General features: G+C 63.1%; 14 protein-coding genes. 11 read left to right on the forward strand and 3 right to left on the reverse strand.

Annotated elements, in window-relative coordinates:
• Nucleotides 1-10: 10 nt before the first annotated feature.
• From ACSQ84_RS32230 to cysD, 3 genes are all read right to left on the reverse strand, one after another.
• Nucleotides 11-2,173 carry a malate synthase G gene (locus ACSQ84_RS32230; protein ID WP_436215764.1) on the reverse strand — a complete coding sequence of 721 codons (2,163 nt, stop codon included), beginning with the start codon at nt 2,171-2,173 and terminating at the stop codon, nt 11-13.
• 133 nt (nt 2,174-2,306) lie between these two features.
• Nucleotides 2,307-4,235 carry an adenylyl-sulfate kinase gene (gene cysC / locus ACSQ84_RS32235; protein WP_436215765.1) on the reverse strand — a complete coding sequence of 643 codons (1,929 nt, stop codon included), beginning with the start codon at nt 4,233-4,235 and terminating at the stop codon, nt 2,307-2,309.
• A gap of 24 nt (nt 4,236-4,259) precedes the next feature.
• Nucleotides 4,260-5,054 (reverse strand): sulfate adenylyltransferase subunit CysD, encoded by a 795-nt coding sequence (gene cysD / locus ACSQ84_RS32240; RefSeq protein WP_436215800.1) that lies wholly within the window; start codon nt 5,052-5,054, stop codon nt 4,260-4,262.
• Nucleotides 5,055-5,308: 254 nt separating this feature from the next.
• On the opposite strand from cysD, the gene cysG reads away from it, so the two are divergent.
• From cysG to ACSQ84_RS32295, 11 genes are all read left to right on the forward strand, one after another.
• Complete coding sequence (gene cysG / locus ACSQ84_RS32245; RefSeq protein ID WP_436215766.1) at nt 5,309-6,760, forward strand: siroheme synthase CysG; 1,452 nt, start codon at nt 5,309-5,311, stop codon at nt 6,758-6,760.
• Nucleotides 6,757-7,074, forward strand: a complete 318-nt coding sequence (locus ACSQ84_RS32250) for a DUF2849 domain-containing protein (protein WP_436215767.1) — start codon at nt 6,757-6,759, stop codon at nt 7,072-7,074. Before cysG ends, ACSQ84_RS32250 begins: the two co-directional genes overlap by 4 nt.
• 10 nt (nt 7,075-7,084) lie before the next feature.
• Nucleotides 7,085-8,740: a nitrite/sulfite reductase gene (locus tag ACSQ84_RS32255; protein WP_436215768.1), complete on the forward strand. Its 1,656-nt coding sequence runs from the start codon at nt 7,085-7,087 to the stop codon at nt 8,738-8,740.
• Nucleotides 8,727-9,242: a DUF934 domain-containing protein gene (locus tag ACSQ84_RS32260; protein ID WP_436215769.1), complete on the forward strand. Its 516-nt coding sequence runs from the start codon at nt 8,727-8,729 to the stop codon at nt 9,240-9,242. The genes ACSQ84_RS32255 and ACSQ84_RS32260 overlap by 14 nt, the downstream gene beginning before the upstream one ends.
• Nucleotides 9,239-9,970: a phosphoadenylyl-sulfate reductase gene (locus tag ACSQ84_RS32265; protein WP_436215770.1), complete on the forward strand. Its 732-nt coding sequence runs from the start codon at nt 9,239-9,241 to the stop codon at nt 9,968-9,970. Before ACSQ84_RS32260 ends, ACSQ84_RS32265 begins: the two co-directional genes overlap by 4 nt.
• A gap of 227 nt (nt 9,971-10,197) precedes the next feature.
• A complete protein-coding gene (locus tag ACSQ84_RS32270; protein ID WP_436215771.1) occupies nt 10,198-11,199 on the forward strand; it encodes a sulfate ABC transporter substrate-binding protein in 1,002 nt (333 codons plus the stop codon).
• A 66-nt stretch (nt 11,200-11,265) separates the two neighbouring features.
• Entirely contained in the window at nt 11,266-12,072 is an 807-nt protein-coding gene (cysT, locus tag ACSQ84_RS32275; protein ID WP_436215801.1) for a sulfate ABC transporter permease subunit CysT, read from the forward strand.
• A 7-nt stretch (nt 12,073-12,079) separates the two neighbouring features.
• Nucleotides 12,080-13,042 (forward strand): sulfate ABC transporter permease subunit CysW, encoded by a 963-nt coding sequence (gene cysW / locus ACSQ84_RS32280; protein WP_436215772.1) that lies wholly within the window; start codon nt 12,080-12,082, stop codon nt 13,040-13,042.
• Complete coding sequence (locus tag ACSQ84_RS32285) at nt 13,032-14,081, forward strand: sulfate/molybdate ABC transporter ATP-binding protein (protein WP_436215773.1); 1,050 nt, start codon at nt 13,032-13,034, stop codon at nt 14,079-14,081. The genes cysW and ACSQ84_RS32285 overlap by 11 nt, the downstream gene beginning before the upstream one ends.
• A gap of 176 nt (nt 14,082-14,257) precedes the next feature.
• Nucleotides 14,258-14,755, forward strand: a complete 498-nt coding sequence (locus ACSQ84_RS32290) for a CAP domain-containing protein (RefSeq protein ID WP_436215774.1) — start codon at nt 14,258-14,260, stop codon at nt 14,753-14,755.
• A 159-nt stretch (nt 14,756-14,914) separates the two neighbouring features.
• Nucleotides 14,915-16,093, forward strand: a complete 1,179-nt coding sequence (locus tag ACSQ84_RS32295) for a DUF3734 domain-containing protein (protein ID WP_436215775.1) — start codon at nt 14,915-14,917, stop codon at nt 16,091-16,093.
• Nucleotides 16,094-16,096: the final 3 nt, after the last annotated feature.

The following is a 16,096-nucleotide window of genomic DNA, read 5'->3' on the forward strand; positions in this document are numbered from 1 at the left end:
GGCCGGCCGATCAGCCGGCCGCCTTGGCTTCGCGGCGGCGGGCGGTGAGGATGTATTCGGTGTAGCCGTTCGGCTGCTCGCGGCCCTTGAACACCAGATCGCAGGCAGCCTTGAAGGCGATGCCGTCGAAGCCGGGAGCCATCGGCTTGTAGAGCGGATCCCCCTCGTTCTGACCGTCGACCACGACCGCCATGCGCTTGAGCGACTCCATGACCTGGTCTTTGGTGATGACGCCCTGATGCAGCCAGTTCGCCAGATGTTGGCTGGAAATGCGCAAGGTGGCGCGGTCTTCCATCAGGCCGACGTCGTGGATGTCAGGCACCTTGGAACAGCCGACGCCCTGGTCGATCCAGCGCACGACATAGCCCAAAATGCCCTGGCAGTTGTTGTCGATCTCCTGCTTCACGTCGTCGGGCGCCCAGTTCGATTGCGACACCGGAATGGTGAGGATGTCGGACAGTTTTGCGCGCTGGCCGCCCTTGGCGAGCTCCTGCTGGCGCGCCTGCACGTTGATCTGGTGATAATGCAGCGCATGCAGCGTGGCGGCGGTCGGTGACGGCACCCAGGCGGTGGTGGCGCCGGCCTCCGGATGGCCGAGCTTCTGCGTCAGCATGTCCGCCATCTTGTCGGGTGCTGCCCACATGCCCTTGCCGATCTGGGCATGGCCAGGCAGGCCGTCGATCAGGCCCATGTCGACGTTCCAGTCTTCATAGGCCTTGATCCAGGGCTGCGCCTTCATGTCGTTCTTGCGGATCATCGGGCCCGCTTCCATCGAGGTGTGGATCTCGTCGCCGGTGCGGTCGAGGAAGCCGGTATTGATGAAGCAAATGCGCTTCGAGGCGTTCTGGATGCAGGCCTTGAGGTTGACCGTGGTGCGGCGCTCCTCGTCCATGATGCCGACCTTCATGGTGTTTTCCGGCAGCGACAACAGCTTCTCGACTTCGCCGAACAGTTCACAGGTCAGCGCCACTTCATCGGGGCCATGCATCTTCGGCTTGACGATATAGACCGAGCCGGTGCGGCTGTTTTTCGTCTTCGAAGAACCCTTGAGATCGTGGATCGCGAGCAGGCCGGCGACGGCGGCGTCGAGCAGGCCTTCCGGAATTTCCTCGCCTTTCGCATCGAGTACGGCGTCGGTGAACATGTGATGGCCGACATTGCGCATCAACAGCAGGCTGCGGCCGTGCAGCGTCAGCTCCTTGCCGCCAGGCGTCTTGTAGACGCGGTCCGGGTTGAGCGCGCGCTTCAGCGTCTTGCCGCCCTTTTCGAAATCGGCCGACAGGGTGCCGTCCATCAGACCCAGCGTGTTGCGATAGACCAGCACCTTGTCTTCGGCGTCGACGGCCGCGACGCTGTCTTCCATGTCGAGGATGGTCGAGACCGCCGATTCCAGGATCATGTCGGCGACGCCGGCCGGATCGTCCTTGCCGATGACGCTGCTGCGGTCGATCTTGATTTCGACGTGCATGCCGTTGTTGACCAGCAGGACCGCGGAAGGCTGAGCCGCGTCGCCGAGATAGCCGGCGAACTGGTCGGCCGATTTCAGTGCGGTGGCGTTGCCGCTCTTCAGTTTGACCGCGAGCTGACCCGCGATCACGCTGTAGGACGTCACGTCGGTGTGGCTGCCGGTTGCGAGCGGGGCCGCCGCGTCGAGGAATGCCTTGGCCTTGGCGATCACCTTGTCGCCGCGCGCCTTGTTGTAGCCTTTGCCGCTTTCGCTCGGATCGTGCGGGATCGCGTCGGTGCCGTAGAAAGCATCATACAGGCTGCCCCAGCGGGCATTCGCCGCGTTCAGCGCGTAGCGGGCATTGGTGAGGGGGACGACCAGTTGCGGCCCGCAGATCTTGCCGATTTCCTCGTCGACATCTGCGGTCTCGACCTTGGCCGTTGCCGGCTCCGGCTGCAGGTAGCCGATCTCCTTGAGGAAAGCGGTGTAGGCGTTCATGTCGAACGCCTTGCCCTTGTTGGCGCGGTGCCAGCCGTCGATCTTGGCCTGCAGCGCGTCGCGGACCGCGAGAAGCTCACGATTCTTCGGGCCCAATTTGGCGATGATGGCGGCGAGCCCGGCCCAGAATGCGTCGGGGGAAATCCCGGTTTTGGGGGTCGCCTCCTTGGCGATGAACTCGAACAGTTCAGGGGCGATCTTCAATCCATGGGCATCGACACGATTCATGATGGGCTTTCTCGGGCAGCAGCGGCGTTTACAGGCAGCTTTCGGGGATGAAAGCAGCAAAAAGCGCGCCAAAGGGCAGTTTTCAACTGCCTTTTAGCGCTAAAGCCGGGTCGATGAGAAGGCCCCAAAAAGCCTAGATATTGGCCGCGAGATCCACCAGTTCGTCGAACAAGATGCCGGTCTCTGCCAGCATCCGCTCGATGGCGTCGGTGGCGTCCGCTACCGAACCGGTTGAGGTGTCGATTTTCAGTTCGCAACTGGCCGGCGGCTGGTAGTCGTTGCCGATCCCGGTGAACGATTGCAGCGTCCCTGCACGCGCCTTGGCGTAATGGCCCTTGGGGTCGCGGCTCTCGCAGACTTCGGCCGGGGTCGCGACATGGATTTCGCGGAATGCGGCGTCCGCAATCCGTCGCGCGGCGGCGCGATCCTCAGAGGAGGGCGACACCGCGGCGACGATGGCGATGTGGCCGTTGCGCGCCAGATGGGTCGCGACTTCGGCGAGCCGGCGGATGTTTTCGGTGCGATCCTGCGCGGAAAATCCGAGATCGCCATTGAGCCCGGCGCGCAGCGTGTCGCCATCGAGCAGAATGGGCGAGCCGCCATTGCCGAACAGCCGGCGCTCCAGTGCGCGGGCCAGCGTCGACTTGCCTGAACCGGGCAATCCCGTCAGCCAGATCACCGCGCCGTTGTGGCGATAGCGCGCCGAGCGTTCCTCGGGACGCAACGCAGATTCCACCGGGACGATGTCGACCGGCACGGCGCGTTGTCCGGCGTCGACCGACAGCACGAGACCACCGCCGGCAATGCGGCCGTTGACCTCGATCACCAGCCGTCCGGTGCGCGGATTGTCCTGATAGGGGTCGGCCGCGACCGGCTGCGCCAGCGAGATATCGATTTCGCCAACGTGATTGCGCGCGATCGACTTCGTTTCCTCATTGGAGAGTTCGCCGGGATCGACCGCCTTCTCGATCGCGACGACATGCGCGCGGCTCTCGCGGGTGCCGAGGCGGATCAGGATCTGCTCGCCCTTGGCAAGCGGTTTGTCGTGCAGCCAGAAAATCCGGGCGCGAATCCGCCGCGTATCGCGCGGGGTGGCGCCGGCATGGGCGATGACGTCGCCGCGTTCAATGAACAATTCGCGGTCGAGCGTGATGCCGACCGAACGGCCGGCGCCGTGGCTGCCGTTGACCGGGGTCACCGGCCAGCTCTCGACGGTCTTGATCTTTGCGATCTTGCCGGCGGGCATGATGACGATTTCATCGCCGGCGCTGAGATGACCGGACTCGATGCGGCCGGCGACGATGCGGCGGTCGTCGAATTTGTAGATCGCCTGCACCGGCAGCCGCAGCGCCAATTGCTCCAGCGGCCGGGCCGGTTCGAGCGCATCGAGCGCCTCGACGACGCTCGGTCCGTGGTACCAGGAGATCCGCGGCGTGCGTTCGGCAACGCCGTCGCCGTCGCGCGCGGAAATCGGAATTACCGCCGACGGCGTCACGCCGAGGCCGATCAGATGCGCCGATATCTCGTCGCTGATCTCCTTGAAACGCCCCGCCCTGAAGTCGACCCGGTCCATCTTGTTGACGACGACGGCGACCTGTTTGATGCCGAGCAGATGCAAGAGATAGCCGTGCCGCCTGGTCTGGTCGCGCACGCCTTCCAGCGCATCGATGATCAGCACCGCGCCATCGGCCTGCGAGGCGCCGGTGATCATGTTGCGCAAAAATTCAGCGTGGCCGGGCGCGTCGATCAGTACCACGTCGCGCGAGCGGGTGCGGAAACGGATCTGCGTGGTGTCGATGGTGATGCCCTGGTCGCGCTCGGTCTGTAGCGCGTCGAGCAGGAACGACCACTCGAACGGCATGCCGCGCCGCGCGCTGACCGCTTTCAGCATTTCCAGCTTGCCGTCGGGCAGGCTGCCGGTTTCATGCAGCAGGCGGCCGACCAGGGTGGATTTGCCATGGTCGACATGGCCGACGATGACGATGCGAACCTGCGGCCGCGTGGTGCCGTTGGGGGTCGCCGATACGCTTGCAGAAACGCTTGTGGGGAGGATCATGTTCATCGCAGCGCTCACACCAAATGTCCGTCAGAGATAGCCGGCGACACGCAGCCGCTCGAATGCGTCTTCGGTTTCGTGATCGAGCGCACGGCCCGCACGTTCCGGCACCCTGGTGCCGTCGAGTTCGGTCAGGATTTCATCGATGCTGGAGGCGGTCGACGCCACCGGATTGGTGATGTCCTGATCGCCCAGCGAGCGATAGCGTTTGCCGTCCTTCGACAAATAGAGCGGGATGATCGGAATGTTTTCGCGCTTGGTGTAGGCCCAGATGTCGGCCTCGGTCCAATGCAGGATGGGATGGATGCGCAAGTGCGCGCCCTGCGGCGGCGAGGCGTTGAAATGGTCCCAGAACTCCGGCGGTTGATCGCGCACGTCCCAGCCGCCTTCGATGCCGCGCGGCGAAAACACGCGCTCCTTGGCACGGGTGGCCTCTTCGTCGCGGCGAATGCCGGCGATCAATCCGTCAAAGCCGTATTTCGTCAGCGCCCATTTGAGGCCTTCGGTCTTGCGGGCGGCGGAGCGCGCGGCCGGAGGCAGTGTCGGATCGATGGCGTCGATCGACGGGCAGGGCTCGATCTTGAGATCGAGCTCCCATTCCTTGCCGAAGCGGTCGCGGAACGCATACATCTCGGCAAATTTCTTGCCGGTATCGACATGCAAAGCCGGGAACGGCACGCGGCCGAAGAAGGCCTTGCGCGCCAGCCAGATCATGACGTTGGAATCCTTGCCCAGCGACCACAGCAGCGCCAGCTTCTTCAGCCGCGCGAACGCCTCGCGCAGGATGTAGATGCTCTGCGCCTCGAGCTCGTCGAGGTGGTCCATCGAGGGCGGCGGCAGGGGCTGGCCGCCGAGAATTTTCGGCAACGAGGATGCTTGATTGAGCGCTGCGGGGTGCAACCCGCGTCCGCCGGATTCTTTGTTGAGAAGATGCATCTCTGGGCCTTGGACTTGGGAGTGGAAAAATTCTAAAGTTGCGCCGCAATAGAGAAGAAATAATTTTCTCTTTGCAGCCATTGCGCGAGAGATAAATAGAAAATAATTTCAGTCAACCCCCGAGTTGGGGAAGCGAGTAACTGATGCGCTATCTACCGGTGTTTTTGGATCTGCAAAGCGGCAAGGTGCTGCTCGTTGGAGCGGGCGACCTCGCACGCGCCAAATTGCGGTTGCTCGCGGCGGCCGGTGCCCAGGTGCGCTGGTTCGCGACCGACGGCAATCATGATGTCAGCGGGCTCGACCCCAATGACGTCGCGCGGGTCGAACTCGCCAAGGGCGATCCGCTGGCTGCGGACCTCGGCAGCGTTATCGCGATCCTCTGCGCCGGTGCCGGCGACATTGGCATTGCGATGTCGGTGCGGGCGAAGGCGGTCGGGCTGCCCGTCAACGTGATGGACGATCTCGTCCACTCGACCTTTATCTTTCCTGCCATCGTCGATCGCGGCGACGTCATCGTCGCCGTCGGCACCGGCGGCACCTCGCCGGTCGTGGCGCGCCGTGTGCGCGAGCGCATCGAGGCTGTGCTGCCCGCGCGCATCGGCGATCTCGCCGGCTTCATCGGCGGCTTTCGCAAGGCGATGCATGCGCGGATTCCCGAATTTGCGTTGCGCCGCCGTTTCTGGGAGCGCGTGATCGACGGTCCGATCGGCGCACTGGTGTTGGCCGGGCGCAAGGACGAAGCCGCCAGGGAATTGCAGGCGATCGCGGATCCTTCCGCTTTTGCCGGTGCAAATGATCAGGGCAAGGCCGAAGGCCGGGTCACGCTGGTCGGCGCCGGACCGGGCGATCCCGATCTGCTCACCATCAAGGCGCTGCGCGCGCTGCAGGATGCCGACGTCGTTTTCTATGACGAATTGGTATCGCCGGAAGTTCTCGATCGTATTCGCCGCGATGCCTCGCGCATTCCGGTCGGCCGCCGCGTCGGCAAGCCCGGCATTGGCCAGGATGCGATCAACAAATTGCTGATCGAGGCCGCCAGGTCAGGACAACGCGCGGTGCGGCTGAAGGGTGGCGATCCCTTCATCTTCGGCCGCGGCGGCGAGGAAATCGAAGTGTTGCGCGCGGCCGGCGTCGCCTACTCGGTGGTGCCGGGCATTACCGCTGGATTGGGTGCCGCGGCGCAGTTCGAAGCGCCGCTGACCTATCGCCACGAGGCACTGCGCATCACCTTTCTCACCGCCCACAAGGCCAGGGATGCCGAGACCGTCGACTGGTCGGTGCTGACGGACAAGAAGATGACCATCGTGGTCTACATGGGCATGACCGCCGCCCCCGCGATCCGTGCCGGCCTGCTCGCCGCCGGCCGTTCGCCGCAAACGCCGGTCGGGGTGTTCGCGCGGGTGACGCGTCCGGATGCCCAGGCCGTGGTCGGCACGCTCGAACAACTGCCGGCGCTGGTTGAAAAAATCGATGGCGGGCCGGCCGTCCTCATCATCGGCGACGTCGTCGCGCATTCCGCGCCGTGGCGCCTTGCCGCTTCAAACCTTGCCGATCCCAATCAAGTGATATCACAACTGCTGGAAGTTGCCGAATGACCTCGCCATTACAACAAAAGATCAAGATCACGGGACCCTCGATGGTCACCGCCAACCGCACCTGGGATGGCGTCGTGATCTATCGCACCGCGCAGCAGGGCTGGTCGGCGAACCTGTCGGACGCCGCGATCGTGCGCACTTCCGACGAGGCGCGAACGCTGCTTGGTGAAGCCACCGCCGATGACGTCGGCGCGATCGGTCCCTATATCGCGCCGGTCGAGCTCAAGGACGGCGGCGGGATCAAGCCCGGCAATCTCCGCGAACATATCCGGTCGGAAGGTCTCACCATCGATCTGCTTCCGGTTCCGGCGTAAGGCATCCATCATGTACGCATATGACGAACTCGATCGCACGCTGATCAACGAGCGTGTTGAAGAATTCCGCGACCAGGTGAAGCGCCGGCTGTCCGGCGAACTCACCGAGGACGAATTCAAGATGCTGCGGCTGCAGAACGGCGTCTATCTGCAGCTGCACGCCTATATGTTCCGCGTCGCGATTCCCTATGGCACGCTGTCGTCGAAGCAGTTGCGCGCGCTGGCCCGTGTTGCGCGCCGTTACGACCGCGGCTATGGCCATTTCACCACCCGTCAGAACATCCAGTTCAACTGGATCAAGCTCGCAGAATTGCCGGACGCGCTCGCCGACCTTGCCGAGGTCGGCATCCATGCGATGCAGACCTCCGGCAACAACATGCGCAACGTCACCTCGGACCAGTGGGCCGGCGTCGCGCCGGGCGAGGTCGAGGATCCCCGCGTCTGGTCGGAAATCCTGCGTCAGCACACCACGCTGCATCCGGAATTTTCGTTCCTGCCGCGCAAGTTCAAGATCGCGATCACCGCGTCCGAGCATGACCGCGCCGCGATCAAGGTCCACGATATCGGCTTGCGCCTGCTCAAGAATGCCGACGGCGAAACCGGTTTCGAAGTGCTGGTCGGCGGCGGTCTTGGCCGCACGCCATTTATCGGCAAGACAATAAAACCGTTCGTGCACGGCCGCGACATCCTGAGCTATGTCGAGGCGATCCTGCGCGTCTACAACCAGTATGGCCGCCGCGACAACATCTACAAGGCACGCATCAAGATCCTGGTGCATGAACTTGGCATCGAGAAGTTTTCCAAGGAAGTCGAAGAGGAATGGAAGCAGATGAGCGACGGCGCGCTCACGCTCGATCATTCCGTCATCGAGGAGGTGCGTTCGCGTTTCGCCTATCCGGCCTATGAGAAACTGCCGCACATGCCGGACCAGCTGAAGCAGGCCGCGCATGATCCGCTGTTCGAGCGCTGGCGCAAGAATTCGGTGTTCCCGCACAAGGTGCAAGGCTATTCGATCGTGACGCTGTCGCTGAAGCCGGTGGGCGCACCGCCCGGCGATGCCACCGCCGACCAGATGGACGCGGTCGCCGATCTCGCCGACCGGTACTCGTTCGGGGAAATCCGCGTCGGCCACGAGCAGAATCTGTGCCTGCCGCATGTCGCCAAGCGCGACCTGCCGCAGCTGTGGAAGGCGCTCGACCGCATCGGGCTCGCCACGCCGAACGTCAATTTGGTCACCGACATCATCGCCTGCCCCGGCCTCGATTATTGCTCGCTCGCCAATGCGCGCTCGATCCCGATCGCGCAGGAGCTGACGCGACGCTTCGCCAACCACGATACCGCCGAACTGATCGGCCGGCTGCACATCAACATTTCCGGCTGCATCAACGCCTGCGGCCACCACCACGTCGGTCACATCGGCATTCTCGGTGTCGAGAAGAACGGCGAGGAATTCTATCAGATCACGATCGGCGGCCGCGCCGATGAGAACGCCCAGATGGGCACCCTGATCGGCCCCGCGGTGCCCTATGCCGAAGTCGCTGACGTCATCGAAGACATTGTCGAAGCCTATCTGGCGCTGCGCGACCGCCCCGAGGAGTTGTTCGTGGATACGGTGAAGCGGCTGGGTGTCGAGCCATTCAAGGAGCGGGTCTATGCCACTCGTTAAAGACGGAAAAATCACCGGCGACTTGTTCGTCCATGTCCCCGAGGGGGCAGAGCTGCCGGGCGATGGCGCCATCCTCGTTCCGGCGGCACGGTTCCTTGAGGATCCGGAAGCCCTGTTGAAGCGTACCGGCAAGCTTGGCGTGATCTGGCCGAACAACCGCGACCTAGACGATCTCGTGCCGTATCTCGGGCGCCTGGCCGCGGTGGCGCTGGTATTTCCCTCGTTCCGCGATGGCCGCGCCTACAGCCAGGCGCGCCTGCTGCGCGAGCGTCACGGCTTCGAAGGCGAACTGCGCGCCACCGGCCAGGTGCTGCGCGACCAGTTCGTGTTCATGCTGCGCGCCGGCTTCGACACGTTCGAGGTGAAGAAGGACAGCGACGCGGAAGCGTTTGCTGCGACCGCCAAGCGCTACTCGGTATTCTACCAGCCGACCGGCGATGGCCGTCCCACCGCGTTGCATCGGCGGATGCAGCTGCGTCATTCGGAGAGTGCCGGCCAGTGAATGCGATCGTGCCCCAAATGTTGATCGAGCAGACGACGGACCTATCGCCGGCGCAGGCGCTCGACCATGCGCTGCGCAACGCGTCGCCTGCGGAAGTCATCGAAGCGGCGCTGAAGACCGTCGGCCGCGACAAGCTCGCGGTGGTGTCTTCATTCGGCACGGAATCGGCGGCATTGCTCAAGGTGATGGCAGATGTCGATCCGGCTATACCCGTGATCTTCCTCGACACCGGCTGGCTGTTCGAGGAGACGCTGGCCTATCGCGACACCCTGATCGCGACGCTCGGCCTGCGCGACGTCCGCTCGATCAAGCCGCTCGACGAAGCATTGTCGCGCGAGGACCCGGACCGTGAATTGTGGTTCTCCGATCCCGATGCCTGCTGCCGTATCCGTAAAGTCGAGCCGCTGGCGCGGGCGTTGGCGCCGTTCTCGGCATGGATCAACGGCCGCAAACGTTTCCAGGGAGGCCTGCGCGCCGAGATGGCGGTTGTCGAGGACGACGGCGCCAGGCTGAAATTCAACCCGTTCGCCAATGTCGCGCGCGAACAGATCGAGGCGATCTACCAGCTCGCGAAATTGCCGCCGCACCCGCTGGTGGCGTCGGGCTATCTGTCGGTCGGGTGCATGCCGTGCAGCAGCCGGACATCGGCGGACGAAGATGCGCGTGCCGGTCGCTGGCGCGGCCGGGCGAAGACCGAATGCGGCATCCACACGACCAAAACTTCCTAGAGCATGATCCGGAAAAGTGGGCACCGGTTTTCCGAAAAGATCATGCTCAAACAAAAGATGGAGCGGGATGACGATTCGAAGAATAGTCATCCTGCTCTAGAATATCGACTTCATAGGACAATGACGCTGCGCCGCCGCGAACAATGAAATGCGGTTTCGTTGACTAAACGCCGCTTCGTCGCGAGTTATGTTCCGCGTGGCTCCGGTGATATCCTTCATCCGGCCGAATGGAGATTGAGATGTTCCGTCGTATTCTGCCGCTCGTCGCGGGACTGCTCTGGGCCAGTTCGGCGTTGGCCGCCGACTTCACGTTGCTCAACGTGTCCTACGACCCGACGCGCGAACTCTATGCCGACTTCAACAAGGCGTTCATTGCCGCCTATGCCAAGGAAACCGGCAAGAGCGTCGAGATCAAGCAGTCGCATGGCGGCTCGGGTTCGCAGGCACGCGGCGTGATCGACGGCCTGCAGGCGGACATCGTCACGCTGGCGCTGGCCTATGACATCGATGCGATCGCCGGCAAGGGCCTGGTGGCGCCGGACTGGCAAAAACGCCTGCCGCTCAATGCCTCGCCCTACACCTCCACGATCGTGTTCCTGGTGCGCAAGGGCAACCCGAAGGCGATCAAGGATTGGGACGATTTGATCAAATCCGGCGTCAGCGTCATCACGCCGAACCCGAAAACGTCAGGCGGTGCGCGCTGGAATTATCTCGCAGCCTGGGGCTATGCGCAGAAGAAATACGGTTCTCCCGACAAGGCCAAAAAATTCGTCGGCGACCTCTTCCAGAACGTGCCCGTGCTAGATACCGGTGCGCGCGGCTCGACCGTGACCTTCGTCGAGCGCGGCGTCGGCGACGTGCTGCTGGCGTGGGAGAACGAGGCGTTTTTGGCGCAGCGCGAGTTCGGCAAGGACAAGTTTGAGATTGTCTCTCCGCCGCTGTCGATTCTGGCCGAGCCGCCGGTGTCTCTCGTAGACAAGGTGGCCGACAAAAAGGGTACCCGCGCGGTAGCTGAAGCCTACCTGAAATACTGGTATACCAAGGAAGGCCAGGAAATCGCGACCCGCAATTCCTACCGGCCGCGCGATCCGGAGATCGCCCGGGAATACGAAAAATCTTTCGCCAAGGTTGAACTTTTCACCATCGACGACGTTTTCGGTGGTTGGACCAAGGCGCAGAAGGACCATTTCGGCGAAGGCGGCATTTTCGACCAGATCTACAAGAACTGATTTGGGGGGCGATTTGCCGGATAAGCAGGGGGATTTGTGAGCATAGCGGTTGCACGGCGCAGCACGTTGCCGGGGTTTGGTCTCACCATGGGACTGACCCTGACGTGGCTCTCCATTATTATCCTGCTGCCGCTCGCCGGCCTGTTCCTCAAGACGTTCGAGCTCAGCCTCGATCAGTTCTGGACCATCATCACCAGCCGCCGCACCCTCAATGCGCTGAAGATTTCGTTCGGGCTGTCGTTTCTCGCCGCGCTCGTCAACCTTGTCATGGGCACGATCATCGTCTGGGCGCTGGTGCGCTATCGCTTTCCCGGCCGACGGCTGTTCGACGCCATCGTCGATATCCCCTTTGCGTTGCCGACGGCGGTCGCGGGCGTCGCACTGACGCAATTGTTCGCCCAGAAAGGCTGGCTCGGTGCGCCCTTGGCCGAACTCGGCATCAAGGTGGCGTTCACGCCGATCGGCATCTTCATCGCGATGGTCTTCATCGGCATTCCCTTCGTGGTGCGGACGGTGCAGCCGGTGCTGCAAGATCTCGACGTCGAGATCGAGGAGGCGGCGGCAAGCCTCGGCGCCAACCGCTGGCACACCGTGTTCCGCGTGATCCTGCCGAGTTTGATCCCGGCGCTGTTGACCGGATTCGCGCTGGCGTTCGCGCGCGCGGTCGGCGAGTATGGCTCGGTCATCTTCATCGCCGGCAACCTGCCCAACGTGTCGGAGATCGCGCCGCTCCTGATCGTGATCCGGCTTTCCGAATTCCGCTACGCCGACGCGACCGCGATCGCGGTTGTCATGCTGCTGGCGTCGTTCCTGATCATCTTCGCGGTCAATCGCCTGCAGCGCTGGGCGCAAACCCGTATTCCGGCGCATTGAGGGACCGATGCCGACGCAATCGAGTGTGGTGACGTCAGCGACCGAGTTGCGGGCCTATGCCCCAACCGCGGACCTCACCGTTTCAGCTCCGGCCTTGCGCATCGAGCGCGCGCGGCCGCGCACCGGCACGTCGCCGGACAATCTGCGTACCGAGCCGGGACCGGTCCGTTTCGTCATCATCGGGCTCGCCGTCACCTTCCTGTCGGTGTTTGTCGTGCTGCCGCTGGTCGTGGTGTTCGCGAGCGCGTTTTCCAAGGGCATCGGCGCCTATATTGCGGCGCTGTCGGAACCGGAGGCGCTGGCGGCGATCCGGCTGACGCTGCTGGTGGCGGCGATATCAGTCACGCTCAACCTGGTGTTCGGCGTGATCGCGGCCTGGGCGATCGCCAAGTTCGAATTCACCGGCAAGACCTTCCTGATTACGCTGATCGATTTGCCGTTCTCGGTCAGTCCGGTGATCTCGGGCCTCGTGTTCGTGCTGCTGTTCGGCGCGCAGGGCTTTTTCGGGACATGGCTGCAAGCGCACGACGTCCACATCCTGTTCGCAGTACCCGGCATCGCGCTGGCGACCATCTTCGTGACCTTTCCCTTTGTTGCGCGCGCGCTGATACCGCTGATGCAGGAGCAGGGCACCCAGGAGGAAGAGGCGGCGATTTCGCTCGGCGCGTCTGGCCTGCAGACGTTCTTCCGCGTCACTCTGCCCAATATCAAATGGGGCCTGTTGTATGGCGTATTGCTGTGCAATGCGCGCGCGATGGGCGAGTTCGGCGCGGTTTCGGTCGTGTCGGGGCATATCCGCGGCGAGACCAACACCATGCCGCTGCTGGTCGAAATCCTCTATAATGAATATCAATTCGTGGCATCGTTCGCGATTGCATCGCTGCTGGCGATGCTGGCGCTGATTACATTGGTCGTGAAGACCGTTCTCGAGCGACGTCTGGACGAAGGACAGGAACCACGTGACCATTGAAGTCAAAAACATCGTCAAGAAGTTCGGCAGCTTCGCAGCGCTCGACAATGTCGACCTGAAGGTCGACCAGGGCGAATTGCTGGCGCTGCTCGGCCCCTCTGGCTCGGGCAAGACCACGCTGCTGAGGATCATCGCTGGGCTCGACTGGCCGGACGCCGGCGAGGTGTCGATCGATGGCGAGAACGCGCTGGCACGCGGCGCCAGCGAGCGCCACGTCGGTTTCGTGTTCCAGCATTATGCGCTGTTCCGCCACATGACGGTGTTCGAAAACGTCGCCTTCGGCCTCAGGGTACAGCCGCGCGCCGTCCGCAAGGACGAGGCCACCATCCGCGCCCGCGTCAAGGAATTGCTCGACCTGGTGCAGCTCGACTGGCTGTCCAATCGCTACCCCAGCCAATTGTCCGGCGGCCAGCGGCAGCGCATCGCGCTTGCGCGGGCGCTGGCGATCGAGCCGCGCATCCTGCTGCTCGACGAGCCGTTTGGTGCGCTCGATGCCAAGGTGCGCAAGGAATTGCGGCAGTGGCTGCGCTCGCTGCATTCCGAAATCCACGTCACCTCGATCTTTGTCACCCACGACCAGGAGGAGGCGCTCGAAGTCGCCAACCGCGTCGTGGTCATGGACAAGGGCCGCATCGAGCAGATCGGTACGCCCGGCGAGGTCTATGACGACCCGGCGACCGCGTTCGTGCACGGCTTCATCGGCGAATCCATCGTGCTGCCGGTGGATGTCAGCGGCGGCTCGGTACGGCTCGACGGCCGTCCGCTGAATATCGCCGCCAATGGCGCGGCTTCCGGCGCGGCGAAACTGTTCGTGCGGCGCCATGACATGCAGATCGGGCCGGCCGGGTCGGGTTCGCTGGAGGGCGCGGTGCGCCATGTCCGTTCGTTCGGTCCGATCCAGCGGGCCGAGGTCGCGCTGTCGGGCGGCGAGGGCAAGACCATCATCGAGATCGACGCCCCCCGCGACCGGGAACTGCAAGCCGGGGAAATCGTCAGCCTGCAGCCCCGCCGCTACCGTATTTTTGCGGCCCACGATTGATGCTGTCATTCCGGGGCGGTTCGAAGAACCGAACCTCAGGTGCGCCCTTGCGCACCGGGGAATCTCGAGATTCCGGGTTCGCTTCGCGCCCCGGAATGACCGCTAAATTGACCCCGCGTTCACCATTCAGCCACGGTTGGCATGCAACAACTGCGTGACATCACGGGGGTTGATTCATGCGCGCCGCGGTCGCGATAGCGGGGTTGTTGTTGCTGGGCGGTTGCATGGCCGATACCGGCAGGGCGCCGGACCAGCCGACGATGTATCTCAGTATGGCCAATGGCGGCGCCACGCTCGACCCGCAAGCTGCGGCCTCGATGATTTCGCTGTACCGCCAGAACAACGGGCTTGCCGCCGTGGCGGTCGACCCTGATCTGATGAAGCTCGCCGAAGCGCAGTCGCAGGCGATGGCCAGCCGCAACAAGCTCGATCATGATGTGAAGGGCCCGCTGGAAAAACGGCTAGGCGCCTCCGGATATCCGGCCAAGCTCGCGGTGGAAAACGTGTCGGCCGGCTATCACACGCTGGCGGAAGCGTTTTCAGGCTGGCGCGACTCGCCGCCGCACAAGGCAAATATGCTCAAGAACGGTGTCACAAAATTGGGCATAGCGGCGATTTATGCTCCCAACACGAAGTACAAGGTGTTCTGGACGCTCATTCTTGCATCAAGTTAGAGCATGATCCGGAAAAGTGGGTACCGGTTTTCCGACAAGATTATGCTCCAAATAAAAGCACGATAAATTCCGCGTGATCTTGCGCTGTATCTCGCTGATTGACGCCGCTGCGAACTGCCGCCACGGTATCAAAATATTGTCCTCCGGTTGACGGTCACGATGGATAGTTCCGACCCCGCGCCCGCAACGAAGCCCGTTCATGCGCAACGCGTGCTGGTGCTGCAAGGCGGCGGTGCGCTCGGCTCTTATCAGGCCGGCGCCTTTCAGGCATTGTGCCGTTCCGGCTTCGAACCGGAATGGGTGGCGGGCATCTCGATCGGCGCGATCAATGCCGCGATCATAGCCGGCAACGATCCTGCGAAACGCGTCGACCGCCTGAAGGAATTCTGGGACATGGTGTCGTCCCCGGTGTCCTGGAATCCAATTACATCGGGAGACCGCGCGCGTACGCTGTTCAACGAGACCAGCGCCGCCCTGATCGCGACCTTCGGCGTGCCCGGGTTTTTCACGCCGCGGATTCCGCCGGCGCCGCTGTGGCCGCAGGGCAGCCCGCAATCGCTGAGCTATTACGACACGTTGCCGCTCAAGAAGACGCTGGAAAGCCTGGTCGACTTCGACCGCATTAACGACCTGAAGATGCGGCTTTCCGTCGGCGCGGTCGGCGTGAGTTCTGGCAACTTCAAATATTTCGACAATGTGGAATTGAAAAAGCTCGGCAAGAGGATCGGCCCGGAGCACATCATGGCGTCCGGCGCGCTGCCGCCGGGTTTTCCTTCCGTCATCGTCGATGGCGAGCATTACTGGGACGGCGGCATCGCCTCCAACACGCCGCTCGATTTCGTGCTGGATGAGGAAACCGACCGCGATCTCCTGATCTTCCAGGTCGACCTGTTCAGCGCGCGCGGCGAGTTGCCGGTTACGCTGCTGGAGGCCGCCGAGCGCGAAAAAGACATCCGCTTTTCCAGCCGGACCCGGATGAACACCGACAAGAACAAGCAGGTGCACAACACCCGCAAGGCACTGCGGGAGTTGATCGCCAAACTGCCCGATGATCTCAAGAACGATCCGTCGGTGGCGATCCTGTGCAATGCCGTCAAGGAAAACACAGTCACGGTGGTGCACCTGATCTACCGCAGCAAGAACTATGAATCCTCGTCCAAGGATTATGATTTCTCGCATGTCGGCGTGGTCGAGCACTGGAACGCGGGCGCCCGCGACGTGCATCTGTCGATGCGTCACAAAGAATGGCTGGAACGGCCGCAGTCCGGGGAAACCATGGTGACCTACGATCTCACGAGGGACGTTTCCAGCGCCCCGAAAAGCAAAAAGCAGGAGTGACTA

The sequence above is a fragment of the Bradyrhizobium sp. LjRoot220 genome (assembly GCF_964252915.1).
Classification (GTDB): Bacteria; Pseudomonadota; Alphaproteobacteria; order Rhizobiales; family Xanthobacteraceae; genus Bradyrhizobium.

Coding starts and splice junctions, on each gene's coding strand:
- ACSQ84_RS32230 (WP_436215764.1), bottom strand. CDS start 2,173: ATGAATCGTGTCGATGCCCATGGATTGAAGATCGCCCCTGAACTGTTC.
- cysC (WP_436215765.1), bottom strand. CDS start 4,235: ATGAACATGATCCTCCCCACAAGCGTTTCTGCAAGCGTATCGGCGACC.
- cysD (WP_436215800.1), bottom strand. CDS start 5,054: ATGGACCACCTCGACGAGCTCGAGGCGCAGAGCATCTACATCCTGCGC.
- cysG (WP_436215766.1), top strand. CDS start 5,309: ATGCGCTATCTACCGGTGTTTTTGGATCTGCAAAGCGGCAAGGTGCTG.
- ACSQ84_RS32250 (WP_436215767.1), top strand. CDS start 6,757: ATGACCTCGCCATTACAACAAAAGATCAAGATCACGGGACCCTCGATG.
- ACSQ84_RS32255 (WP_436215768.1), top strand. CDS start 7,085: ATGTACGCATATGACGAACTCGATCGCACGCTGATCAACGAGCGTGTT.
- ACSQ84_RS32260 (WP_436215769.1), top strand. CDS start 8,727: ATGCCACTCGTTAAAGACGGAAAAATCACCGGCGACTTGTTCGTCCAT.
- ACSQ84_RS32270 (WP_436215771.1), top strand. CDS start 10,198: ATGGAGATTGAGATGTTCCGTCGTATTCTGCCGCTCGTCGCGGGACTG.
- cysW (WP_436215772.1), top strand. CDS start 12,080: ATGCCGACGCAATCGAGTGTGGTGACGTCAGCGACCGAGTTGCGGGCC.
- ACSQ84_RS32290 (WP_436215774.1), top strand. CDS start 14,258: ATGCGCGCCGCGGTCGCGATAGCGGGGTTGTTGTTGCTGGGCGGTTGC.
- ACSQ84_RS32295 (WP_436215775.1), top strand. CDS start 14,915: ATGGATAGTTCCGACCCCGCGCCCGCAACGAAGCCCGTTCATGCGCAA.